Annotated in this window: 25 protein-coding genes and 1 tRNA gene; 22 read left to right on the forward strand and 4 right to left on the reverse strand. The window is 34.0% G+C overall.

Annotation, left to right across the window (positions count from 1 at the left end; all coding sequences use genetic code 11):
- The first annotated feature begins 128 nt into the window (after positions 1-128).
- The 5 genes from FNW17_RS01960 (at position 129) to FNW17_RS01980 (ending at position 7,341) form a co-directional block, all read left to right on the forward strand.
- Positions 129-608 (forward strand): GNAT family N-acetyltransferase, encoded by a 480-nt coding sequence (locus FNW17_RS01960; protein ID WP_143391589.1) that lies wholly within the window; start codon positions 129-131, stop codon positions 606-608.
- Between the two features lie 162 nt (positions 609-770).
- Entirely contained in the window at positions 771-2,027 is a 1,257-nt protein-coding gene (locus FNW17_RS01965) for an aspartate kinase (protein WP_143391590.1), read from the forward strand.
- A gap of 298 nt (positions 2,028-2,325) precedes the next feature.
- Positions 2,326-5,742: a hypothetical protein gene (locus FNW17_RS01970; RefSeq protein WP_144070747.1), complete on the forward strand. Its 3,417-nt coding sequence runs from the start codon at positions 2,326-2,328 to the stop codon at positions 5,740-5,742.
- A gap of 253 nt (positions 5,743-5,995) precedes the next feature.
- Complete coding sequence (locus FNW17_RS16455) at positions 5,996-6,136, forward strand: hypothetical protein (RefSeq protein ID WP_235893007.1); 141 nt, start codon at positions 5,996-5,998, stop codon at positions 6,134-6,136.
- A gap of 137 nt (positions 6,137-6,273) precedes the next feature.
- The gene (locus FNW17_RS01980) at positions 6,274-7,341 is read left to right on the forward strand and encodes a glycosyltransferase (RefSeq protein ID WP_144070748.1); all 1,068 of its coding nucleotides are present in this window, start codon (positions 6,274-6,276) and stop codon (positions 7,339-7,341) included.
- A 30-nt stretch (positions 7,342-7,371) separates the two neighbouring features.
- Here the strand turns inward: FNW17_RS01980 and FNW17_RS01985 are convergent, their stop codons facing one another.
- A complete protein-coding gene (locus tag FNW17_RS01985; protein ID WP_144070749.1) occupies positions 7,372-8,397 on the reverse strand; it encodes a LacI family DNA-binding transcriptional regulator in 1,026 nt (341 codons plus the stop codon).
- 617 nt (positions 8,398-9,014) lie between these two features.
- On the opposite strand from FNW17_RS01985, the gene rplM reads away from it, so the two are divergent.
- From rplM to FNW17_RS02030, 9 genes are all read left to right on the forward strand, one after another.
- The gene (gene rplM, locus FNW17_RS01990) at positions 9,015-9,470 is read left to right on the forward strand and encodes a 50S ribosomal protein L13 (RefSeq protein ID WP_143391594.1); all 456 of its coding nucleotides are present in this window, start codon (positions 9,015-9,017) and stop codon (positions 9,468-9,470) included.
- Complete coding sequence (gene rpsI / locus FNW17_RS01995; RefSeq protein WP_143391595.1) at positions 9,470-9,856, forward strand: 30S ribosomal protein S9; 387 nt, start codon at positions 9,470-9,472, stop codon at positions 9,854-9,856. The genes rplM and rpsI overlap by 1 nt, the downstream gene beginning before the upstream one ends.
- A 223-nt stretch (positions 9,857-10,079) precedes the next feature.
- On the forward strand, positions 10,080-10,913 hold the full coding sequence (gene rpsB / locus FNW17_RS02000) for a 30S ribosomal protein S2 (protein WP_143391596.1): 834 nt from the start codon (positions 10,080-10,082) through the stop codon (positions 10,911-10,913).
- Positions 10,914-11,048: 135 nt separating this feature from the next.
- Positions 11,049-11,873: a translation elongation factor Ts gene (tsf, locus tag FNW17_RS02005; protein WP_143391597.1), complete on the forward strand. Its 825-nt coding sequence runs from the start codon at positions 11,049-11,051 to the stop codon at positions 11,871-11,873.
- A gap of 302 nt (positions 11,874-12,175) precedes the next feature.
- The gene (locus FNW17_RS02010) at positions 12,176-12,514 is read left to right on the forward strand and encodes a hypothetical protein (RefSeq protein ID WP_143392106.1); all 339 of its coding nucleotides are present in this window, start codon (positions 12,176-12,178) and stop codon (positions 12,512-12,514) included.
- 395 nt (positions 12,515-12,909) lie between these two features.
- Positions 12,910-13,227, forward strand: coding sequence for a thioredoxin (gene trxA, locus FNW17_RS02015; RefSeq protein ID WP_143392107.1), 318 nt, complete (start codon positions 12,910-12,912; stop codon positions 13,225-13,227).
- Between the two features lie 103 nt (positions 13,228-13,330).
- Entirely contained in the window at positions 13,331-14,257 is a 927-nt protein-coding gene (locus tag FNW17_RS02020; RefSeq protein ID WP_143392108.1) for a DUF58 domain-containing protein, read from the forward strand.
- Between the two features lie 86 nt (positions 14,258-14,343).
- Positions 14,344-14,417: transfer RNA gene (locus tag FNW17_RS02025), tRNA-Asp, on the forward strand.
- Positions 14,418-14,588: 171 nt separating this feature from the next.
- The gene (locus tag FNW17_RS02030) at positions 14,589-14,843 is read left to right on the forward strand and encodes a GIY-YIG nuclease family protein (RefSeq protein WP_144070750.1); all 255 of its coding nucleotides are present in this window, start codon (positions 14,589-14,591) and stop codon (positions 14,841-14,843) included.
- A 94-nt stretch (positions 14,844-14,937) separates the two neighbouring features.
- Here the strand turns inward: FNW17_RS02030 and FNW17_RS02035 are convergent, their stop codons facing one another.
- Positions 14,938-15,438 (reverse strand): DUF456 domain-containing protein, encoded by a 501-nt coding sequence (locus tag FNW17_RS02035; RefSeq protein WP_144070751.1) that lies wholly within the window; start codon positions 15,436-15,438, stop codon positions 14,938-14,940.
- Between the two features lie 80 nt (positions 15,439-15,518).
- On the opposite strand from FNW17_RS02035, the gene FNW17_RS02040 reads away from it, so the two are divergent.
- Complete coding sequence (locus FNW17_RS02040; protein WP_144070752.1) at positions 15,519-16,001, forward strand: hypothetical protein; 483 nt, start codon at positions 15,519-15,521, stop codon at positions 15,999-16,001.
- A 122-nt stretch (positions 16,002-16,123) separates the two neighbouring features.
- On the opposite strand, the gene FNW17_RS02045 is transcribed toward FNW17_RS02040, so the two are convergent.
- Both FNW17_RS02045 and FNW17_RS02050 read right to left on the reverse strand, forming a co-directional pair.
- The gene (locus FNW17_RS02045; RefSeq protein ID WP_144070753.1) at positions 16,124-17,218 is read right to left on the reverse strand and encodes a glycosyltransferase family 2 protein; all 1,095 of its coding nucleotides are present in this window, start codon (positions 17,216-17,218) and stop codon (positions 16,124-16,126) included.
- Entirely contained in the window at positions 17,215-18,159 is a 945-nt protein-coding gene (locus tag FNW17_RS02050) for a hypothetical protein (RefSeq protein ID WP_144070754.1), read from the reverse strand. Before FNW17_RS02050 ends, FNW17_RS02045 begins: the two co-directional genes overlap by 4 nt.
- Before the next feature lie 169 nt (positions 18,160-18,328).
- On the opposite strand from FNW17_RS02050, the gene FNW17_RS02055 reads away from it, so the two are divergent.
- The 7 genes from FNW17_RS02055 to FNW17_RS02085 all read left to right on the forward strand — a co-directional run bounded on the left by FNW17_RS02055 (position 18,329) and on the right by FNW17_RS02085 (position 24,248).
- A complete protein-coding gene (locus tag FNW17_RS02055; protein ID WP_143390805.1) occupies positions 18,329-19,270 on the forward strand; it encodes an alpha/beta hydrolase in 942 nt (313 codons plus the stop codon).
- 69 nt (positions 19,271-19,339) lie between these two features.
- A complete protein-coding gene (gene ruvC, locus FNW17_RS02060) occupies positions 19,340-19,894 on the forward strand; it encodes a crossover junction endodeoxyribonuclease RuvC (protein ID WP_143390806.1) in 555 nt (184 codons plus the stop codon).
- A 62-nt stretch (positions 19,895-19,956) separates the two neighbouring features.
- Positions 19,957-21,093: a radical SAM family heme chaperone HemW gene (gene hemW, locus FNW17_RS02065; RefSeq protein ID WP_143390807.1), complete on the forward strand. Its 1,137-nt coding sequence runs from the start codon at positions 19,957-19,959 to the stop codon at positions 21,091-21,093.
- Positions 21,094-21,181: 88 nt separating this feature from the next.
- Complete coding sequence (locus FNW17_RS02070; RefSeq protein ID WP_143390808.1) at positions 21,182-21,583, forward strand: GNAT family N-acetyltransferase; 402 nt, start codon at positions 21,182-21,184, stop codon at positions 21,581-21,583.
- Positions 21,580-21,951, forward strand: coding sequence for an MmcQ/YjbR family DNA-binding protein (locus tag FNW17_RS02075; protein ID WP_143390809.1), 372 nt, complete (start codon positions 21,580-21,582; stop codon positions 21,949-21,951). Before FNW17_RS02070 ends, FNW17_RS02075 begins: the two co-directional genes overlap by 4 nt.
- A 51-nt stretch (positions 21,952-22,002) precedes the next feature.
- Complete coding sequence (locus FNW17_RS02080; RefSeq protein ID WP_143390810.1) at positions 22,003-22,689, forward strand: PH domain-containing protein; 687 nt, start codon at positions 22,003-22,005, stop codon at positions 22,687-22,689.
- Positions 22,690-22,892: 203 nt separating this feature from the next.
- Positions 22,893-24,248, forward strand: a complete 1,356-nt coding sequence (locus tag FNW17_RS02085; protein ID WP_143390811.1) for an OmpP1/FadL family transporter — start codon at positions 22,893-22,895, stop codon at positions 24,246-24,248.
- The last annotated feature ends 49 nt before the right edge of the window (positions 24,249-24,297 follow it).

Genomic DNA, 24,297 nt, shown 5'->3' on the forward strand with positions numbered 1-24,297 from the left:
TGAAGTCACAAATATCGGATTTTTTGTGAAATTGAAAATATTTTATATCATTCGTTTATCAGAATTGTATATTTGCCATGTAATTTATTTGTATTTTGTTTATTTAGCCATTTTTCACATTAAAAACTATGAATATCAGAAAAGGAAATCCCGAAGATATGGAGGCTGTTTTAAGCCTTATTAAGGAACTGGCCGTTTTTGAAAATGAACCAAACGCTGTTGTTATTACTGTTGAGGATTTAATTCGGGATGGTTTTTCCTCAACACCTTTATTTCATGTTTTTGTGGCCGAGGTAGAATCGGAAATCGTTGGAATCGCGTTATATTATTACCGCTATTCTACTTGGAAAGGAAAAACTATTCATTTAGAAGATTTGGTGGTAAAAGAAAGTATGCGTGGGTCAGGAGTAGGTTTTGGCTTGTATTCTGAAGTTATTAAGCAAGGAAAAAAAGATAAGGTTCGAAGAATTGAATGGAATGTTTTAGACTGGAATACTCCAGCAATAGATTTCTACAAAAATTCAGGAGCAAAAATACTCGACGATTGGAAAGTTGTCCAAATGAGTGAAGATGCAATCAACTGTTTCGTTGATAATAAGTTAAAATAAAAATCCTCACCCCAATTCTCTTCAAAGGAGAGGGAGCCGAAACAGGAAAACATAAGTGGTCACACCCAAAGAATAATTAGAAAAAAAATAAACATAAAAATAAATCGCTTTCAAATTTCATGCTAAAAATCTGAAATCTGAAATCTGAAATCTTAATTTAATATGAGAGTATTCAAATTTGGTGGCGCATCTGTAAAAGATGCCGAAGGAATAAAAAACGTATATGACGTTTTACAAAAAGTGGGTTATGAAGATGTATTGTTGGTGGTTTCCGCCATGGGGAAAACGACAAATGCTCTCGAAGAAGTAATAAAAAACTATTTCGAAAAATCGGAAGAATTGAATTCATCGGTGCAAGAAGTAAAAAAATACCACAATCAAATTTTGTTGGATTTATTCGATGACGAAAAAAACGAGGTTTTTGCTGCTGTAAACACGCTGTTTTCAGAATTAGAATATTTTTTAGCACACAACAAATCACCAAATTACAACTTTGTCTATGACCAAATTGTGAGTTATGGAGAATTGATTTCGACTACAATTTTGAGCCATTTTATGAGTTTTATGGGCATTAAAACCCAATGGCTCGATGTGCGTAACTTCATAAAAACCAATTCGAATTATAGAGATGCCGAAGTAGATTGGGAATTAACTCAGGCTACTATTTCTAAAAACGTCAAGAAAAAAATGCTGAACATTACCCAAGGATTTTTGGGTTCTGACGAAAACAATTTCACCACCACTTTAGGTCGTGAAGGCTCCGATTACACCGCAGGAATTTTTGCATATTGCCTCAATGCTGAAAGCGTAACTATCTGGAAAGATGTTCCTGGAGTGATGAATGCCGATCCAAGATATTTTGAAAATGCGAGTTTACTCAGTCATATTTCCTATCGCGAAGCAATAGAAATGGCTTTTTATGGCGCGACAGTTATTCACCCAAAAACCTTGCAGCCATTACAGAAAAAGGAAATTCCTTTGTATGTAAAATCATTTATAAATCCAATGTTGGCTGGGACTTGCGTATCCAAAGGCTCTGATTCAGAATGGCAAATTCCTAGTTTTATCGTCAAAAGAGATCAGCTTTTGATTTCACTTTCCTCTATAGATTTCTCCTTTATTATGGAAGAAAACATCAGCGAGATCTTTGCTTTGTTTCACCAATTTAAACTGAAAGTAAATCTAATTCAGAATTCAGCTATTAGTTTTTCGGTATGCGTTGAGGATAAATTTGAAAATTTTAAAGATTTGAACCCAATACTTTCTAAAAAATTCAAAGTCGATTTTGATGAAAATGTGACGCTTTACACCATCAGACATTTTAATGATAAGGCCGCACAAACTGTCGAACAAAATAAAACAGTTCTTTTAAAACAAGTGAGCCGAGAAACGATGCAGATTGTTACGAAGGAAAATTAATCCTCACCCCGACCCTTTCCGAAGGAGAGTGAGTAGAAACCGAAAATAAATTTACCGCAAGTTACTTCCTCTATTCGAACTTCGGTCTCGAATCGCAGATTATAAACTTTGTGGATTTGCGTTTTTTTTATTTGTCATTCCGACCAGCGGGAGAGATCACATTAGTTGCTCTTGTTGTGTAATTTCTCCTTCGTCGAAATGACAAATAGGCATAATTACTAGTTTTTAAACCCAAAATTCCTCCTGACAATTTCCCAATTATAAATACTACTTTTGATACTTTCGAGTTAAAGTATTTATGTTGAAAAAAATCTTGATTTTCTTGGCGATACTATGCTTTTCTGGACTCCAAGCTCAGGAAGGAAATTCGTTGTACAAAACAAAAAAAATTCCCTTTACTCGTGATACGATTCATCTCGAAAACTCAAGCATTAATTCGAGTAATTTTAAATTGCTTGACGCCAAAGACCAACCCATTGACTCAACTTTTTACAAAATAAATTTTGGAAAAGGAACATTGATTTTAAGCGAAAACTTCATAATAAATTCCGATTCACTAACGGTTCATTACCTAAGACTACCTGAGAGTTTAACCAAAGAATATCGCATTTATGACGACAGCAAAATGGTCAGCAACGGAGCATCTGCAGGAAGTTTATATAAAGTGGAAGGAGAAAGTCTCCAGAAAATAAACATTCCATTTGAAGGACTCAACACTTCGGGCAGCATCACTCGTGGCGTGACTATTGGGAACAATCAAAATTCGGTTTTGACCTCCAATCTCGATTTGCAAATCACGGGAAAACTTTCCGACAAAGTGAGCTTGCGTGCTTCCTTACAGGACAATAACATTCCGTTACAAGACGGTGGTTATTCGCAAAAACTTGATCAATTCGATAACGTTTTTATGGAGCTATTCAGTGAGAAGTGGAATATTAGAGCTGGCGATGTCTTTCTAGAAAACCATAAAACCCAATTCCTGAATTTCAATAAAAAAGCGCAAGGAATTGCAGCTAGTTTTGACTTTGGAAATGAAGACAACAAGACGAATGTTTTTGCCTCAGCGGCATTAGTTAGAGGGCAATATGCCAAGAGTGATTTTGTGGGTCAGGAAGGAAACCAAGGTCCGTACAAATTAATAGGTCAAAGTGGCGAATTGTATGTGTTGGTCATTTCGGGTTCTGAGCGGGTTTACGTGAATGGAATACTCTTGAAACGGGGAGAAAACAATGATTACACCATCGATTATAACGCTGGAGAAATCCTGTTTACCCCACTTTTTACCATTACTTCCGAAATGCGAATCGCCGTAGAATACCAATTTTCCAATCAAAATTACACTCGATTGGTTACTTATGCTGGAGGAAGTCACGAAAGTAAAAAATGGAGTTTTGGCAGTTATTTATATTCTGAAAACGATTTGAAAAATCAGCCTTTGCAACAAAGTCTTTTGGCTGAACAAGCACAAATTTTGGTCGAAGCAGGAGATAATAAAGACTTGATGGTCGCACCATCGGCCTATCTGGATTCCTATTCCGAAAACAAAATATTGTATAAAAAAGTTGTGGTAAACGCTGTTGAAGTTTTCGAATATTCGAATAATTCAGACGATGTTTTGTACAATGTTCGTTTTAGTCAAGTGGCTGCCAATAAAGGAAATTACATTTTGAAAAACAGTGCAGCCATTGGCAGAATTTATGAATATATTGAAGCACTAAATGGTGTTGCACAAGGAAATTATGAACCTGTAATCCAATTGATTGCTCCCATAAAAAGCCAAGTGGCGACATTTTTAGGCAAATACAATCCCAGCGAAAAAACAGCCATTGATTTTGAAATTGGCATAAGCAATAATGATAAAAACCTGTTTTCATCTCAAGGCGATTCGAATAATGAAGGTTTGGCGACAAAAATCAATGCTAGACAACAGTTTTTTTCGAGAAAATGGAATGGTGTTGCTTTTGCCAATTATCAATTTATTGCCAAAGATTTCAGTTCGGTGGAACGACTTTATAGTATAGAGTTTGGCCGAGATTGGAATTTGGGAACCACCGCCATTGGCAATCAAAGTTATTTGGTTTCGGGATTGCAAATGACTTTGCCTGAAAAAGGCAGTATGGTTTATCAATTCGAAAAACTAGATTTCTCAGACAATTTCTCAGGTAATCGTCATATTTTGAATGCATCCTTTAATTTGAATAATTGGAAAATTCAAAGCTTGGGAAGTATTCTGAACAGTGATGCCAGCACATCTACATCGAAATTCTTGCGAAATCAAACCCAAACCAAATATCATTTCAAAAAAAATTGGATTGGCACTCGTTTAAGATTGGAAGACAATCAAGAAATAAATAAAACTACCAATGAATTTTCGGTACTGAGCCAAAGATTCACGGAGTATGGGTTTTTTGCTGGACGTGGCGACAGTACCAAAGTTTTTGTGGAATTTGGTTATTTTAAAAGAGCGAATGACAGCTTGCAAAACGGAATCATTCAACGCGTAAACAATTCACAAACCTTCGCTTTACGGTCAAAATTGATTCAAACCAACAAAAGCGATTTGTCACTTTTTGTGAATTACAGAGTTTTAGATTTTGTAGATAGCGCCAAGAAAAAAGAGCCTTCGTTGAATTCCAGAATGATTTACAACGACCGTTTTTTCAACCAATTGATTCAATCGACGACTGTTTTTGAAACCAATTCGGGTTCCATTCCGCAACAGGAATTTACCTATCTTGAAGTTCCCGTTGGGCAAGGTGTTTATACTTGGAACGACTATAACGGGAACGGAATTCAAGAGTTAGAAGAGTTTGAAGTTGCACCTTTTGTGGATCAAGCAAAATATATCAGGGTGTATTTGCCCAACCGAGTTTACGTCAAAACGCATCAAAATAAATTTTCGCAATCATTTATTTTAAATCCCAATCAATGGCAAAACGAGACGGGATTCAAAAAAATAGTGTCTTATTTTTACAATCAAACGTCCTATCTCATTGATCGGAAAATAGAAAACAAAGGTGATAATTTCGACTTAAATCCTTTTAGTAAATCTGATGAAAATGTACTGGGATTGAATTCTAGCTTCAGAAACAGTTTGTTTTATAATAGAGGAAAACAATATCATTCTGTAACTTATACTTATGTTCAAAACGAAAATAAGAATTTACTTTCCATAGGTTCTCAAAACGCCAAAAACAGCTCCAATCAAATACAATACAATCATTTGTATCGAAAAAGTTGGTTGTTCGGAATGTTTGCCAAAACCATTCAAACATCATTAACCTCCGAGAATTATCCGGAGAAGAACTATGAAATAAAGGGCTATCAGTTGGCTCCAAAAATTAGTTATTTGTTTTCTAAAAGCACGAGTTGGGATTTATTTTACGAATTTCAAAACAAGGAAAATCGAATCGCTAGTTTTGAAACTTTATTGCAAAGCCGTTTTGGAACTTCTTTTACCTATGCAGGTGAGAAAAAATTTACGATGAACGGAGAAGTTTCTTTTTACCAAAATAAATTTGTTGGGGATGAATTTTCGTCTGTAGGATTCCAGATGCTCGAAGGATTGCAAACAGGACAAAACATGACTTGGCGATTGCTTGTGCAGAAAAACTTGACCAATTTTCTGGACATCAACTTCAATTATCAAGGCAGAAAAAGTGAAACTAGCCAAGCAATTAATACAGGTAGTGTTCAATTGAGAGCCTATTTTTAAAATAACATTTTTAATTGTAATAATTATCTTATTAACTTTATTATTTAATCTAAAATCAAATCTTTATGAAAAATTAATTCTGTTATGTTTCCTTTTTATTTTTTCAGGGTCTCTTTATGCTCAAGAAACATAAACGAAAAGCGAACCAGTTAAATAAGAAACAACCAAAATAAATCAGATGCAAACAAAGTTGACGCTAAAATAAAAGACGAAAAGTAACACGAAAGGCACTTCTAAAAAGAAAGAGCCTGCATTGAAAGAATCTAACGAAAAAGCGCCAAAAACTCCAGACAAAGTTACTGGTGAATACAATGGAAAAAAAGTATATACTGGCCCAAGAGGCGGGAAATATTACATCAACAAAAACGGAAATAAAACCTATATTCAAGACTAATATTCTCCAAAAAAAAACTGTCCAGAAATTATTTTTTGGACAGTTTTTTTATACCTTAACTTAACAGTATAGTAATACTTTCAAAATAGAAATCACTTTCGATTTCATACCTTTCGCTCTTAATTTGATATAAATAAATGAGTTTCAATACCGCCAACAAAACTATTTTGATTGCTCCGCTAAACTGGGGTTTGGGTCACGCAACACGTTGTATTCCAATCATTAAAGCATTACAGGAAAATAATTATATTCCGATTATCGCTTCGGATGGGATTGCACTTGAGTTGTTGCAAAAGGAGTTTCCCTATGTTCAGACACTTAAATTGCCTTCATACAAAATTGAATATGCAAAGAACGGTAAAAACTTTAAATGGAAATTATTGAAAAACTTTCCTGAAATGATTAAAGCCATTTGGAAAGAGGAAAAAAAAGTTAGAAAATGGATCAAAAAATATGATATAGATGGCATTATTTCGGACAATAGGTTGGGTGTTTTTAGCAAAAAGATACCGTCGGTTTATTTGACACATCAATTGAATGTAATGACTGGAACTACGACTTGGTTCACCAGTATATTGCATCAACAAATTATAAAAAAGCATAATGAATGTTGGGTTCCTGATCTAGAAGGAATTTCAAATTTAACCGGTAAATTGGGTCATATTGAAAATCCTGATTTCAATCTGAAATACATTGGTCCATTGAGCCGAATGCATAAAAAAGAAACTCCAAAATTATATGATTTAATGATTATACTTTCGGGTCCTGAGCCTCAACGCGGATTGTTGGAAGATAAATTAAAAGTTGAAATTCTTGGTTATAAAGGGGATGTAGTTTTTGTAAAAGGCATTATCGAAAAAGACCAAAAAAAGGAACAAGTAGAAAATGTTACTTATTATAATTTTATGAATAGCCGTCAACTCGAACAAACTTTTAACGAAAGTGAAACGGTTTTATGTCGCTCGGGCTATACCACCATTATGGATTTAGTAAAACTGGAGAAAAAGGTTTTTTTTATACCAACTCCTGGTCAGTATGAACAAGAATATTTGGCCAAAAAATTAAAAGAGGAAGGGCTTGTTCCTTATGCAAAACAAGACGATTTTCGAATTGAAGATCTAAAGGAAATAGAAAATTACAAAGGATTGCCGCTGATCGAAACTCCTGTTAATTGGAAGAATTTATTTGAAATTTTTGAACAATAAAACGCTAAATAATAGATTTTTTTCTCGATTTTACAGAGTTTTTGTTGATTCTCTTAGTCTCAATTCGGTTTTAATTACCGTAGTTTTATAGGGATATTCATTTTCTTTACTTTCTAATCTTTCGATAAGTAATTCTGCTGCTGCCGCACCTATCTCAGGGCCGTGTTGGCTAACAGTAGTTAAGCTTGGGGATAATCTTCTTGAAGCTAGGATTCCATCGGCAAAACCTATGATAGAAAGATTTTCGGGAATTATATAGCCTCTTTTGAGGCTAATTCGTAAAGCCAGTACGGAATCATCTTCTTCTAATGCAAATATTCCATCGATGGTATGATTGTCAAATAAAATTTCTGCTTTAGCTTTTAAAGCATCCTCTGAATCGGTTCTTAAAATTAAATCTGTGTTGATGGCAATGTTATTATTTTGCAAGGCTTTGAGGTATCCTTCGGCCCTAAGTTTTCCTACACTTAAATTGCCTATAGAAGAAAACAAAGCAATTTTTTTACAGCCAATATTTATAAGATGTTGAGTTGCGTTAAAAGCTGAGTCAAAATCGTCAACAACCACTTTGTCGCATTCGACTTCATCGACAATTCTGTCAAACATGACTATTGGAGTTCCTTCGTTTATAATTTCTTTAAAATGATTAAACTCATGAAGTTTTTGTGCTTCTTCAGAAACCGATAAAATAAAGCCGTCGATAGTTCCATTGCTCAACATATCTAAAGTACTAATTTCTTTTTTCAAGGACTCGTTTGAAATACATGTTATTACATTATATCCTTTTTCTTCGGCTACTTTTTCGATTCCGGTAAATACTTTGGCGAAAAAAGAATTAAGTATGTTTGGGATAATTAATCCAATAGTTTTGGTTTTTCTGTTTTTGAGGTTTAGACCAATTACATTTGGTTTGTAATTTTTGAGTTTTGCATATTCCTTAATTCTGGTTTTTGTTTGTTCACTAATTTCAGGACTATCATTAAGTGCTTTTGAAACAGTAGAAACAGAAACATTGAGTTCTTTGGCAATTTGTTTTAGAGTCGCTTTAGCTTTCATACGAAGAATTATTTTTAAAATGCTAAAGTAATAAAAAACTGCTGAATAGCTCTTTAAGTCAATATTAAAATAACAGCAAACTAGATTATTTTTTTAAAATTCGGCTGTTTATGATATGATTAAAAGCAATTACGCAATATTTACCCTTCAAATCACCATTTATCAGCAGTGAAAATAATTTTTTTGCAGGAATTAAGCAAAAGCTCATAGATTTAGGAAGTTTTTTTTGAAATCGATTGCTAGTTTCCAAAGGAAAGTTTGATTTAGAAAACGGAACAGTTGAATGTATTCTTGGTTTATAACTGTATTTGTGTATATATTAAGGTAGAAGTTTTAAAAATAGAATTAAGAAAATTTCAAATCAAAACAGAATAAATCAACAAGAATATCAAACAAATAAAAAAAAATTAAGCTACAATTTTTATAAAACCGAGTCGAAAGAAAATGTCTCATATTTAAAGAAAGGAGTCAAAAAGAAAATGACTAGAAAAACATATACTTTACAGACTGATAATCAGAATAAAATAAAAATTAAAGACTATTTGCTTTTCAAAAAAATAATTGTACTTTTGCACTCCCTTTATTGGGAATGGAATGTTTAATTAAAATAAATTATTGTGAACGCATTAAGCTACAAAACAGTATCGACAAGCAAAGCAACCGTATCCAAAGAATGGATTGTGGTAGACGCTGACGGTCATAACTTAGGTCGTCTTGCATCAAAGGTCGCTATGATCCTTAGAGGTAAGTATAAACCAAGTTATACCCCACACGTGGACTGTGGAGATAACGTAATTGTTATCAACTCAGAAAAAATCAACCTTACAGGTAACAAAATGGACGAAAAAACATACGTTCGTCACACTGGTTATCCTGGAGGACAAAGAACTTTAACTGCAAAAGTATTACAGGCAAAAAACCCTGCATTATTAGTAGAAAAAGCAGTAAAAGGAATGTTACCTAAAAACAAATTAGGAGCAGAACTTTTCAGAAATTTAAATGTTGTTGTAGGATCAGAGCACAAACAAGGCGCTCAAAAACCTAGAACTGTTAACCTAAACGATCTTAAGTAATGGGAGTAATTCACAAAATCGGTAGAAGAAAAACCGCTGTTGCACGTGTATATGTTTCAGAAGGAACAGGAGTTATCACTGTAAACAAAAAACCATTCGCAACTTATTTCCCAACTGCAACTTTACAATACAAAGTTTTACAACCAATGTCTATGACAGAAAATGTAACAAACTATGATGTAAAAGTAAACGTTTACGGAGGTGGTTCAACTGGTCAAGCAGAAGCTGTAAGAATGGCTTTGGCTAGAGTAATGTGTGAAGTTGGCGAAGGAAACAGAGCTATCTTAAAACCAGAAGGTTTATTAACAAGAGATCCAAGAATGGTTGAACGTAAAAAATTCGGTCAGAAGAAAGCTCGTAAGAGATTCCAATTCTCTAAACGTTAATATTGCCTGTCTTGTACGATTCGTGCAAGACTTATTGATGATTAATTTAAAAACAATGTTGTTGTTGTCAAGCTGAGGCTTGAAATTAGTTTAGCATCTAAATGGATTAATGGTTAAACGATTTGTGGTTATTGATTAAAGGTTGGAAAATCTGAAATCTGAAATCTGAAATCTGAAATCTGAAAATACATTGCTAATCAACAGAACGTAAACTAAACAAAAAATGTCAAACAAAGTAGAAGTAAAAGAATTACTAGAAGCAGGTGTTCATTTCGGACACATGACTAGAAAATGGGATCCAAATATGGCTCCATACATTTATATGGAACGTAATGGAATTCACATTATCAATCTATATAAAACTGCAGCAAAAATTGAAGAAGCTAACGAAGCTTTGAAAAAAATTGCAGCATCAGGTAGAAAAATACTATTCGTAGCTACCAAAAAACAAGCAAAAGACATCGTTGCCGAAAAAGCAGCAGCTTGTAACATGCCGTACATCACTGAAAGATGGCCTGGTGGAATGTTGACTAACTTCGTAACTATCCGTAAAGCTGTTAAAAAAATGGCTACTATCGATAAAATGAAGAAAGACGGAACATTCATGACCCTTTCTAAAAAAGAGCGTTTACAAGTAGATCGTCTTCGTGCTAAATTAGAGAAAAACTTAGGTTCAATCGCAGATATGTCTCGACTTCCTGCTGCATTGTTCGTTGTAGATATCAAAGCTGAACACATCGCAATAAAAGAAGCTCAAAAATTAAACATTCCAGTTTTTGCAATGGTAGATACCAATTCTGATCCAAGAGAGGTAGAATATGTAATTCCTGCAAATGATGATGCTTCTAAATCAATCGATAAAATTTTATCTATTGTTACAGCTGCGATTGTTGAAGGTCTTTCAAACAGAGGTACTGAAGCAGACATCCAACCTGAAGCAAACACTGAAGAAGTTGTTGCTGAAGAAGTTGTTGCTCCTGTAGCCGAAGTTGTTGCTCCTGTAGCCGAAGTAGCTGAGCCAACTGCAGAAGTTGAAGCTCCAGCAACCGAAGAATAAATCAAATTTAAATTCCAATTTTTTAATTCCAAATTCCAAAAAGATTAATAACGTTAAGTTAGTAATTTGATAAAATTGGAATTGGGGATTTGAAAATTGGAATTTTTACTTTTATAACATTAAACTCATTATATTATGGCAACAATTACTGCTGCAGACGTAAATAAATTAAGAACAATTACAGGTGCAGGAATGATGGACTGCAAAAAAGCACTTGTAGAATCTGAAGGAGATTTTGATTTAGCAATCGAAAACCTTCGTAAAAAAGGCCAAAAAGTAGCTGCAAACCGTTCAGACCGAGAGTCTACAGAAGGAGCTGCAATAGCCGTTGTTAACCAAGACAAAACCGCTGGTGTTGTTATCACTTTAAACTGCGAGACCGACTTCGTAGGAATGAATGAAAACTTTGTGAAAATGGCTACTGATATGGCTAATTTAGCATTGACATTTAATACAAAAGAAGAATTTTTAGCGGCTGATTTCAATGGAATCTCGGTTGCCGAAAAATTAATTGAACAAACCGGAGTTATTGGAGAAAAATTAGAAATCAGAACTTTCGAAAAATTGGAAGGTGCTTTGATAGGATCTTACATACACTCTGGAAACAAAATTGCTACGTTAGTAGCTCTTTCTTCAAATATTGCTGGCGCTGACGAAGTAGCAAGGAATATTGCGATGCAAGCAGCAGCTATGTCTCCAATAGCTTTAAACGAAGCTGGTGTAGATTCAGATACTATTGCAAAAGAAATCGAAATTGCAAAAGATATTTTACGTCAAGAAGGAAAACCAGAAGCTATGTTAGACAATATTGCTAAAGGAAAATTAGCTCGTTTCTTTAAAGACAATACCTTAGTAAACCAAGATTACATTAAAGATAACAAAATGAGCGTAGCTGATTATGCAAAATCTTTAGATAAAAATCTTATAGTAACAGGTTTCAAAAGAGCCGCATTAGGATAATTATAATTCATATTTGACTTTTAAAAACGCTTGATTTAATCAGGCGTTTTTTTTTTTGTTTTAATTTCTAAAATTTGAATTTAAAACAAATTTTGTTATGAGACCCTTTGCCGAATTTGATATCTAGGTATTTAAACTTCTACAATAGTCTCCATCATGAAAAAAACTCAAGCTCGATAATTAGGTTAAATATTTTATTTTATGATTTGAAATATGCCTATTTGTAGGTATTGTAGATGTGAAAATTTAGAGTGTATTTTACAAAGTTAAAATTAACAAAAAACAATTTAAATTTTAAAACTATGAAAAAAATAAATTTTTTAATTGCATCTTTGGCTATAATTGGCTTAGCGACACTTTTTTATTCTTGTGAAGAAGAAGTCATTACTGATTCTGAAGTGGGTACAATTTGCAACACATCAAGTAGTGGATGTGGTGGATCATTTCAAGCCTGTTCCAATGGCACTTCAATTTGGTACACTTACAATGGTAAAAAGTACACTTGTGCATCTAATAGTAATTGCACGGCTGCAGCAACAGCATTAGCAAATGATATGTGTGGTGGAAGTGGGGTTTCGAAAAAAGATTTTGATTTAAAAGTGCAAAATGTTTTAAATTCTGTACCTATGATCAGTAAATAAACTGCAGATTCAACTTGTAATTATCTTACTTGAAAGTATATTAAATTCTTCGATAATTCGAAAAAACGCAATCTAAGAAAAATCTACATGTTATTTAAAAAGTTATTTATTTTTTCATTATTGTAATTCCAAAAAAGGGAGGTTTGTTCATTCAAACCTCCCTTTTTTAATTGATAAATAATCAGCTTTTTAAGCTTCTTATTTCAAATAATTATTTCGAAAGTTAATAACCACATAGAAAAATTAAATATTTTTTCATAATGAAACCATCCCTTATAGATCTAAAATAAATTATACCAATTTAAAAATAGTTAAATGTAATACAAGTTACACTTCCTAACTCAAATGTTTCTATATCTTTGCACTACAAAAACAAATAATTAAAAAATATAAATATGGCATTAGCAATAACAGACGCTACTTTTGAAGAAGTAGTTTTAAAATCAACAAAACCAGTAATGGTCGATTTTTGGGCAGCTTGGTGTGGACCATGTAGAATGGTTGGACCAATAATTGATCAATTAGGCGAAGAGTATGAAGGAAAAGTAGTTGTAGGAAAAGTAGATGTTGATGCAAATCAAGAGTTTGCAGCTAAATACGGTGTTCGTAATATACCTACTGTATTAGTTTTTCATAACGGAGAAGTGGTAGGAAAGCAAGTAGGAGTTGCTCCAAAACAAACTTACGCTGATAGTTTAGATGCTTTGTTGTAAACTAAAAATTATTCTCATAAAGAAAGGTTTGGCGAAAGTCAAGCCTTTTTTATTTAAAATCTATTAATTTTTAAATCGTTCAATCTTTTAATACATTTGAGAAATGAAGATCGAATCACAAATAGCAAAAATTTCTAGTTTCCAACATCTTGAAATGTTGGCCAACCAAATTGTGGAAGGTTTTATCTCAGGTATGCACAAAAGCCCTTTTCATGGTTTTTCGGCCGAATTTGCCGAACATAAAGTCTATAATGTGGGCGAAAGCACTAAACATATCGATTGGAAATTATTTGCCAAAACCGATAGATTGTACACCAAAAAATTCGAAGAAGATACCAATTTGCGTTGCCACATCATCATCGATAATTCGTCATCGATGCATTATCCAAAACTGGATGACAAAGAGAAATTTTATCAAAACAAGATTGGGTTTTCGGTTTTGGCTTCGGCAGTGTTGATGAATATTCTAAAGAAACAGCGCGATGCAGTAGGTTTAAGCGTGTTTTCAGACACGTATGAGTATTATTCTCCCGAAAAAGGAAGTGATCGTCACCACCGAATGATTTTGAACGCTCTTGAGAATCTTTTGGAAAAACCTAAAGTTCAAAAAACGACTGACACTATAAAATTTTTGCACCAAATCGCAGAGAAAATACATCGCCGTTCGATGATTATACTTTTTACAGATATGTTTCAATCTGGAAATGAAGAAGCCTTGTTTACTGCCTTGCAACATTTGAAACACAACAAGCATAAAGTGGTTTTATTTCACGTTATTGACAACAAAACGGAGCTGAATTTCGACTTTGACAACGCTCCAAGAAAATTTATTGACATAGAAACTGGAGATGAGGTTAATCTTTTTGCCGATAATGTGAAGTATGAATACGAAAAAGGGGTCAATAGTTACTTCAAAAAGCTAGCTTTAACTTGCTCTCAGAACAAAATTAAGTACATTCCTGTTGGTGTTGCCGACAATTTTGAAAAAATATTGACTACATATTTAGTTGAAAAACAAAACTTTGGATAATGAGTAAAAAAAATATCAAATGTTTTTCGAATAAACACTTGTAGAAACAAAAATCTATAGTATATTTGCAACCGCAATAAAGCAGAGGTTTGGTAGTTCAGTTGGTTAGAATACATGCCTGTCACGCATGGGGTCGCGGGTTCGAGTCCCGTCCAGACCGCTAAAATTGGGAGAAGCGATTCAGAGATGAATCGCTTTTTTGCCCCAAAAAAGCATTTAAGAAAGTTGTGTTGTTTCGCTACGACTTTGTAACTCGTAGCAGGGTTTAGTAGTTAGACCAATGAAAAGCTTTCCACTTTTGTGGATAGCTTTTTTGATTTAATTATTTCTTATGTTTTACGTTTATATTTTATATTCGAAATCTTTCAACCTATATTATAAAGGATTTACTACTGATATTTCTAAAAGATTAGAGTATCATCATGCAGGGAAAAGTACTTATACTTCAAAAACTGATGACTGGGAATTGGTTTATTGTGATAAATTTGAAATAAAACGGGAAGCATTAATTGAAGAAAAGAGATTAAAAAAATTGAATAAAGCATCAATAGAGAAAATCATTTCAAATTATAACTCTGATAAATAGGCGAAAGGTTTAGTAATTAGACCAATGATCTCGTCTTTTGGGACGAGACCACTTTTGTGGATAGCTTTTTTGATTTTTAGCTCGGTTCTAATTTTTAAAACAGCCCTGATTTATTCTCCCAAACAATCCAAAGGAACAATCCAAAATACATCATACAAATCACAAACTTCATAAAACTTGAAGCCAGAAAGCCTATAAACGAGCCCGTGGCAGCCTTAAAAGCTCGACCGTGATCTTTGTAATCATAAATGAGTTCACCGATAAATGCGCCCACAAAAGGACCAATAATAAAACCGAAAGGAATAGGAGCAAAAATCCCCACAATCAAACCGATATTGGTCCCCCAAATACCATAAGAACTTCCTCCAAATTTCTTGGTTCCCTTGGCAGGAATGACATAATCTAAGACCGAAATCACTATAGTAATCAAAAGCGTAATTCCAAGAAACCAATAATTTACAGCTACAGTATTTGTAAAATAAAGCAATACTAATCCAAACCAACTTATACTTGGACCCGGTAAAACGGGCATAAAACTTCCAAAAATGCCGATAATCATAAACCCAAAACCAATAATTAGAAGTAATAAATCCATAAAATAAATTTTTAGTATTTTTGAAAATTAAAGCAGTACTTTTAAACAAAATTAAAACAGCGTTTGTTTCTTTAACGAATATGAGGAAAATAATTTTAATATTACTTTTTTTGTCATTACTTTTCAATTCCTGTCAGTACTTCGACAAGCAAGTGCCGTCAGAAAAGGATTTGCTACAAAAGGAACTCAAAGCCATCAATTGGAAAGAAGTCGACGAGTTTCCGTCGGTTGTAGATTGTGATAAAATTGAGAATAAAACCCTGCGACAACAATGTTTTTTTGAGATTATGACCCAACTAATTCAAGAAAAATTGAGCGTCGACACCTTGTCGATTCTTTATCCTGAATTGGACACAATCGAAGTGAAAGTGACCATTTACCCGAACGCCACGATGCAATTTGAACCCCAATTTCCAAAGGATTCGGTCGCTTACGACAAAATAAAAATTGATAGTATTCTCAAAGCTCGTTTGGTCAATTTTCCAAAAGTAAACCCAGCCATAAAACGTGGAATTCCTGTAAAAACACAATTTATCCTTCCGGTTATTTTAAAGGTTGAGTAGTGAACTTGTCATCCTGAGCGCAGTCGAAGGAGGGAGCTTTTTCCAGCTGTACACTATATCTTTTGTCGCGAACCCCACCATAAAAGGATGTCGTTTCCATCTGGGTTAGGGCTTTAGGGATTCTAAAATCTTCTTCCTTTCCATTCGTATTTTCCAAACAAGGAATACAAAGCCACACTCACACTAAAAAAAGGATAGATCAAACTACTTATTAAATAGAAATGCGTTTTGTTTTTTAAGAAACCATTCGTTTTATGAATTAAAACAAAGTCAACTGAAAATTTAGCCAACAGTAAAAAACACATTAAAAAAAAGTTTCCTTTCTCAAACAATAAACAATAAACAACAAGCAACAAAGCAACATTCCCTCCAAAAACGATCAACCCCAAACCAATCCCAAACTTGCTTTGATACGAACCTGTTTTCGAAGCCCAACGCACTCTTTGGTAAAATAAAGACTTCCAATCATCTAAAGGTTTCGTGATGACAACGTTATTTTTAGATTGCAAATAATGAACTTTTTCAGGGAACCGAGCCATCGCTTTTTGCAACAAAAAAACATCATCACCACTGGCAATTCTGTCATTTCCTTCGAAACCATTGAGTTCTTTAAAAAATGATTTGGTGTAAGCGAAGTTAGCTCCATTGCACATAAACCCTTTTCCCAATCCAAAACTTCCTATCGTTGCGCCTTGCAAACTAGCTAAATCCAATTGCTGGAAATGATGCAAAAATTCTTTTTTGCAATCATAAGTAACCGCACCAGCAATCATCGAAACTTGGTTTTTTTGCACATAATTATCTAATGTCAATAGCCAGTTTTCATTGACCACACAATCCGCATCAGTCGTTATAATCCAATCGTTTTTAACAACTCGTATCGCTGTTGTAATCGCATCTTTTTTTGGGGAATTCGAAACACGAATGTTTTTTATGACCAAAACCTGAAACCGGCAATCTGCATTCTGTAATCTGCAATCTGAGGCATCATCAACCAGAATAACTTCAAACAATTCCATCGGATAATTCAATTTAGAAAAACTGTTTAACAGATTTGGCAAATTTTCAGCTTCATTCCGAAAAGGGACGACAATCGAGAATTTTGTTTTTGGCTTCAAGCCAAGATATTCAAATGAATTGACTTTGGTAAAACCATAAATTAGAGCTATTATTGATAGACAATAGAAAATTGTAATTATGTATAAAACAAATATCATTGCGCTATTTTAGTTTTGAAATTCATCACATAATAACTACCAATAATAACAGGCAAAACCACGTTCAAAAACCACATTAGTGTACTTATAAAAACCACGATCCATTCGTTGACGCCCAGAATTCCAAAGAAATAAACAGCAACACTTCCTTTTACAGCAAAGTCCAAAAACTGAAAAGTAGGCAAGGAGGAAGCCAAAAAGTAAACACTCGCAATGGTTGCCATTAATGTGAAATAAGGTAAGTCTACATCAAATGCCAAAAACAAAAAATAATATTGATGCGAAAAAACCAAATACCGGCAAATAGCCAAAAACATATTTTTCTGGTGAATCGATTTTGGAATTTCGTTAATCTTGTGAATCAGTCTCTCGATGGAATAGCCTTTGATATTTATTTTCTTCGAAAAAAATAAAATTCCAAAAAGCAAAAAGCAAATTCCAAATAAGACGAGAACTGTTTTTGAAGTGATAATATTGTAATTGGCATTGAAATATATCAAGCCAAATATTCCGAAAACCACCGACAAAATCATTTGGATTCCATTGCAAATCAAGTTTAAAAAGATAACTTTTTTGGTTTCGAATTTTTTGAAAAACAGTGCTTTTCCAGCATATTCGCCAACACCATTTGGCGTGAATAATCCCGCGGTTAAAGCGCCAAGAACTTGCTTAGTTGCTTCAGGCAAAGAGATTTTATGCAGATGCAAAACCAAATTTTGCCATTTCAAAATTTCGAAAAACCGATTCAATACACTCAACAACAATATAAAACTGATTCCTGCAATCGATTGGTTTTTTTGGAAAAGAATAATGAATTTCTCCCAATCGAGTTTGTCGTTATTGGCCAATTGGCTGTAAATAAAATAAAATGCTCCACCAACAATCAAAAGTTTGATTAGAAAGAGAAGAAACCGCTTCGTTGTGGGAGAAATTGAAATCATGTTTGCAAAGTAACAAATTAAAATTTGCAAAAGAGCAACGAATGACAAACCACCCTATTCTAAAAATTACAGTTTTGAGTTATTCAAAATATTTTTTTGAAGTAGATGCTTCAAATGAATTAGATTTGTATAAAATAAATAACAATCTAGAAAGTATAAATTGAATTTTATGAAAAACAATAGTGGTGTAAAATTAGTTTTGAGTCTTTTGTTTTTGGTTATTACCTTTTCGGTTTTCTCTCAAAATCAGGAAATACCTTTATGGCAAAACATTCCAGGGGCTATTAAATCTACTGATTATAAAGAGGAAATCACCAAGGATGATGAAGGAGTAATAAGAGGAATGAGTAAAGTTTCGCAACCCACATTAACAGTTTTCTTAGCAGATCAAAGTTCAAATAATGGAACAGCTGTGATTATATGTCCAGGAGGTGGTTACACCCATTTGGCAATCAATAAGGAAGGATATAAGATTGCAAAATGGTTCAACGGTTTTGGCATTTCCGCTTTTGTTTTGAAATACCGAATGCCGAGCGATTTGACTATGAAAGACAAAACTATTGGGCCATTACAAGATGCACAAGAAGCTATACGAATGGTTCGTCGCAATGCTTCAAAGTGGCATTTAGATCCCAATAAAATTGGAATTATGGGTTTCTCTGCAGGAGGACATTTGGCTGCAACAGTATCTACCCATTATGAAGATAAAGTTTATGATTCAAAAGATGAAGTGAGTGCTCGCCCCAATTTTTCTATCCTGATTTATCCAGTAATATCGATGCAAGATGGAATCACTCATAGCGGTTCCAAAAAATATCTATTGGGCGAAAATGCTAATAATGAAATGGTCGAGAAGTTTTCGAATGAAAGAAGGGTTGACGACAAAACGCCAAAAGCATTTTTGGTTCATGCCACAGATGATAAAGTTGTTCCCGTTGAAAACAGCATCAATTATTATTTGGCATTAAAACAAAATAAAATTCCAGTCGAGATGCACATCTATGAAAACGGAGGACACGGATTTGGTTTAGGAGTTCAAGAAACTAATATCAATTGGCCTAAAGCCTGTGAAAAATGGATGGCAGCCAATGGATATTTTCCTCAATTGTAATGAATCTAAAAAAAAAACTTAATGATTGTTTCGGGTTATTAAAGTTAAAAAATTTGCAGAAAACTATTTATGTCAAACGAACGCATCATATTAGGAATAGACCCTGGAACCACGATTATGGGTTTTGGAATAATAAAAGTTGTTGGGAAAAATATGCATTTTATCCAACTAAACGAATTGCAATTGTCCAAATACGACAATCATTATCAAAAACTGAAAATCATTTTCGAACGCACCATAGAACTCATCGACACCCACCATCCCGATGAAATTGCCATTGAAGCCCCATTCTTTGGCAAAAACGTACAATCGATGTTGAAACTCGGAAGAGCACAAGGCGTTGCAATGGCTGCGGGACTTTCGAGAGACATCCCCATCACCGAATACGAACCCAAGAAAATAAAAATGGCCATCACCGGAAACGGAAATGCCAGTAAAGAACAAGTAGCCAAAATGCTCCAACAACTTTTAGGCTTAAAAGAATTACCCAAAAATCTCGATTCTACCGATGGATTGGCGGCAGCTGTATGTCATTTTTTCAATTCTGGAAAAGTGGTGGGAGAGAAAAGTTATACTGGTTGGGATGCTTTTGTTAAGAATAATGAAGAACGAGTAAAAAAGTGATTGGTGTTCAGTATACAGTTTGCAGAACTGACCACTGACCACTGACCACTGACCACTAATTTATGAGCGGAATCTACATTCATATCCCTTTTTGCAAGCAGGCTTGTCATTACTGCGACTTTCATTTTTCGACTTCGATGAAGAAGAAAGACGAGATGGTTTTGGCTTTGGCCAAAGAAATCCAAATGCGAAAAAGCGAGTTCAAAGATGAGGTCGTAGAAACCATTTATTTCGGTGGAGGAACGCCGAGTGTTTTGACAACGGAAGAAATTCAATTCTTAATTTCAGAAGTCTATAAAAACTACAAAGTTGCAGGAAATCCCGAAATCACACTCGAAGCCAATCCCGATGATTTATCCAAAGATAAAATAATCGAATTATCGAAAAGTCCAATTAACCGACTTAGCATTGGGATTCAATCTTTTTTTGAAGAAGATTTAACGATGATGAATCGCGCACACAATTCAGTAGAAGCGAAAGAATGTTTGGAAATCACCACACAATATTTCGACAATATTTCCCTTGATTTGATTTATGGAATTCCGGGAATGAGTAATGAAAAGTGGAAACAAAATATTGAAACAGCTTTGTCATTTGGCATTCCACACATTTCGAGTTATGCTTTGACGGTTGAACCTAAAACAGCTTTGAACAAACTCATTCAAACAGGAAAAATCGCCAAACCAAGCGATGATTTAGCGCAAGAACATTTTTCTATTCTTGTTGAAACGCTTGAAAAAAATGATTTTATTCATTATGAATTGTCGAATTTTGGTAAAGAAAACTATTTTTCAAAAAATAATTCAGCCTATTGGTTGGGTAAAAAATATCTTGGAATTGGTCCTTCAGCACACAGTTATGATGGAATTTCAAGAAGCTGGAACGTTTCGAATAATACGATTTATTTAAAATCATTGGCCGAAAATAAATTACCCAATGAAATTGAAATTTTATCCAAATCCGACCGTTATAACGAATATATTATGACCGGTTTGCGAACTATTTGGGGCGTTTCTTTGGATAGAATTGCAACAGAATTTGGAAACGATTATTTAGATTATTTGCAAAAGCAAGCACAGAAATTTATCTATGACGATTTACTTTTCATTGAAAACAAGATTTTAAAACCAACTCGAAAAGGTAAATTTTTAACTGATGGAATTGCTAGTGATTTGTTTTACTTAAATTTGGAAGCCTAACCACAAAGGGCACTAAGTAGGCGCAAAGTTCACTAAGCTTTGTGTGTTTCGTGCCTACTTAGTGAACTTAGTGTTTAAATCAAACAATATGATAACAATCTCAACCGATAAAACTAAACTTGATGTTCCTTTCATCCAGGATTTTTTAAAGGACATTTATTGGGCAGCTGGAAGAACCATTGACGAAGTGCAAACCACTATTGACAGTTCCTTTTGTTTCGGAATTTATTTGAATGATGTTCAAATTGGGTTTGCTAGAGTGGTTACAGATTATGTAGTTTTTGCGTATTTGATGGATGTTTTTGTTGACAATAAACATCGCGGAAACGGCTATTCCTCTATTTTAATTGATGCAATGATGAACGAGCCCGTTTTGAAAAATATTAAAATATGGAGATTGGCAACATCCGATGCGCATTTTTTATATGAGAAATTTGGGTTTTGCGCCTTGGCACATCCCGAAAAAATGATGGAAAAAGTTACATTATGAATCTAGAAATATACTACGAATATTGCCTTTCTAAAAAGGGTGTAACCGAGCATTTTCCTTTCGATCAAGATACTTTAGTTTTTAAAGTGGGCGGAAAAATGTTTGCACTTTCGTCTATAAATCAATGGGAAAAGAGCGAGCCATCTGTTAATTTAAAATGCAATCCAGATTATGCACAAGAATTACGAGCTCAATATGATGACATCAAACCCGCGTTTCATATGAGCAAAGTGCATTGGAATACAGTTGTCATAAACAGTGAAGTTCCGGATAAATTTGTCAAAGAATTGATCGATGATTCCTATGAATTGGTTTTCAAAAGTTTAACCAAAAAAATCCAAAGCGAAATTCTGCAATTAGAAAATTAGGCATTACTTTTGCAAAACATTTCAGAACACAATTCAAATAATATACTTACTATGATTGATAATCTTAAAAAATTTCTAAACGAAGAACAAGACCCAAAAGCCATTGAAAAAATCACTTCAAAATTGAATGATTTGTTGATGAAAAAAGAAGAAATAGGATACATAGCTGTTCAAAAAAAACCTGCAATTACTGTTTTTCCAGATAGCATTGTGGTGACCAACAAACGAATCATTATTTGTCAGCCAAAAAATCTAGGTCTTTCTATGAATTTTACCGATTTTACTTGGGACGAGGTGGAGGGTACTTTCGTTAAAGAAAATATTTTAGGTTCTGAATTTTCGTTTTCGACCAAGACTCAAATACAAGTGTCTATTGATTATATACCGAAAACTCAGGCTAGAAAGATTTTTACCTTTGCCAAAGAGCAATTGGATCTTTTGAAAAATCCTGTAGTCGCTGAAGAAGCGAATATTCAAGTTCCAGAATTTATTCAAGAAGAAATTGAAGAAGTGGAAACGGAAGAAGTAGTGAATTACGCCGAAATAATGCCAGCAATTTCTAATTATGCAGAACCGATCGCTGAAAATACAGCTACTTCAATAGAAAAATTGTCAAACGAATTGACGCAAGACGAACTTTTTGCTAAGCTCCAAAACTACAAGAAACTCCTCGATAACGGATTGATTTTACAAGGCGAATACGACGCTTATAAAAAGGAAATTTTGAGTTATATGTAAATTTATCAATTATTAAAAATGACCCCGACAGATTTCTATTTGTCGGGGTTTTGTTTTGGATACATTTCAATTATATGATAATTATCATAGTATAGGAAGTTAGGGAATATTAAATTTAACCTATTAAATCTGTAGGTTTTGTTCTAAATATGGGATAAAACAATTTTTATAGTAACTAAATTTATAATTAATACTTTTTAAACATGAAAAAAATTATTTTACAATTTGGATTAGTATTCTTTTCGACTTTTGCTTTTTCGCAAGCAGGTCACATTATGCAAGGTGTTGGCGCATTCAACATGTCAATGGGAGGAGCATCTACGGCACAACCGCTTGATATTTCGGGAGCATTACAATGGAATCCGGCTTCGATTTCGGCTTTCGATAACAAAATCATCAAGTTGGACGCAGGTTTGTTTTTCTCTTCCCCAGAACTAAGTTCCAGCTTGCCAGCAGGAATGATGGGCGCAGGGTCTCCAGCTGTTTCTGGTGTTACTAAAGACACAAGAGATCCTTCTATAATGCCAGCTTTAGCGATGGTTTGGGGAAAAGAAGGTTGTAAACATACATTTGGAGCTTCTGCTTTCGGAATCAGTGGATTTGGAGTTACTTTTCCTGAAGAATTAAATCAACCTAGGAGTGCTAGTTTTAATCCAACATTAAATTCAAATCCTATCAATTATCCCCAGCAATCAGGCGGTTTTGGTAGAATTAAATCCGATTATATGTTGTTGCAAATAGGTCTTACTTGGGCATATGAAATAAATGATAAGCTTTCTGTAGGTGTCGAACCAACTTTCAATTATGGAACATTACAATTAATGCCAAATCCAACAGCAAATCCATCGGCAGTAGGATATCCATCGACAGATAAAGCCTCAACTTCTGGTTTTGGAGCACAATTTGGTTTGTATTATGACACAAAAATGGGATTTAAAGCGGGAGTTTCTTATAAAGCAACTCAAAATTTAAGTGAAATGGAATTTGAAAACACCTATTTAGATAACACAAAATCGATCAATAAATTCGATATGGATTATCCTGCAATACTTTCTTTTGGTGTAGGATATTCAAAAAGCGATTTCGATCTTGCTCTTGATTATAGAATGGTAGATTATAAAAACACCAATGGTTTTTCTGAAACAGGTTGGACAGAAACCGCTTCTGTGAAAGGATTTGGTTGGGATAATGTTTCCATTTTATCGGCTGGAATTCAATACAAAGGAATCGATAAATTGCCTTTGAGATTGGGTTACACTTATAGTTCAAATCCTATTGGTAGCGAGGTCACCTTCTTTAATATTCCCGCTACAGCTATTATCAAAAATGCTTTTCAGTTTGGATTTAGTTATGCAGCAAGCAACAATATCTCTTTGGACGCAGTGTATCACCACGGTTCTAGTGACGGAAAAACTTCTGGACAAATGCTTAATCCAATGATGGTTTCAGAGTCAAATCCTTATGGATCAGTACCCGGAACAATTGTGGCTTACGAAATGACAACCGATTTAGTGATGATCGGAATTTCATATAAATTTGATAAAAAAGAAGTAAAATAATTCGGTTTTTTAAAGTGATAAAAAAAGCGGTTCCTAATTTAGGATCCGC

It is taken from the genome of Flavobacterium franklandianum (assembly GCF_007097365.1).
Classification (GTDB): Bacteria; Bacteroidota; Bacteroidia; order Flavobacteriales; family Flavobacteriaceae; genus Flavobacterium; species Flavobacterium franklandianum.